Annotated in this window: 1 protein-coding gene; it reads right to left on the minus strand. The window is 75.2% G+C overall.

The window, feature by feature from the left end; all coding sequences use genetic code 11:
• A partial coding sequence (locus G3I65_RS31050) for an SDR family oxidoreductase (protein ID WP_375336737.1) occupies positions 1-206 on the minus strand: 206 nt, incomplete at its 3' end.
• Positions 207-218 lie beyond the last annotated feature (12 nt).

Genomic DNA, 218 nt, shown 5'->3' on the forward strand with positions numbered 1-218 from the left:
CGGGTCAGCTCGTGCAGGTGCCACGCCGAATCGGCCTTGGCCGCGAGAACGGTGTCGAACCGCTCGGCGGTGAGCGAGCCGACGAGGCCGCTGTCGGCGACGCCCGCCGCGTGCACCACGCCGGTCAGCGGGTGCTCCGCGGGCACGGCGGCGAGCAGAGCCTCGAGGTCTTCCCGGTCGCCGACGTCGCACGCGGCGACGGTCACCGTGGCACCGAG

The sequence above is a fragment of the Amycolatopsis sp. SID8362 genome (assembly GCF_010550475.1).
Classification (GTDB): Bacteria; Actinomycetota; Actinomycetes; order Mycobacteriales; family Pseudonocardiaceae; genus Amycolatopsis; species Amycolatopsis eburnea.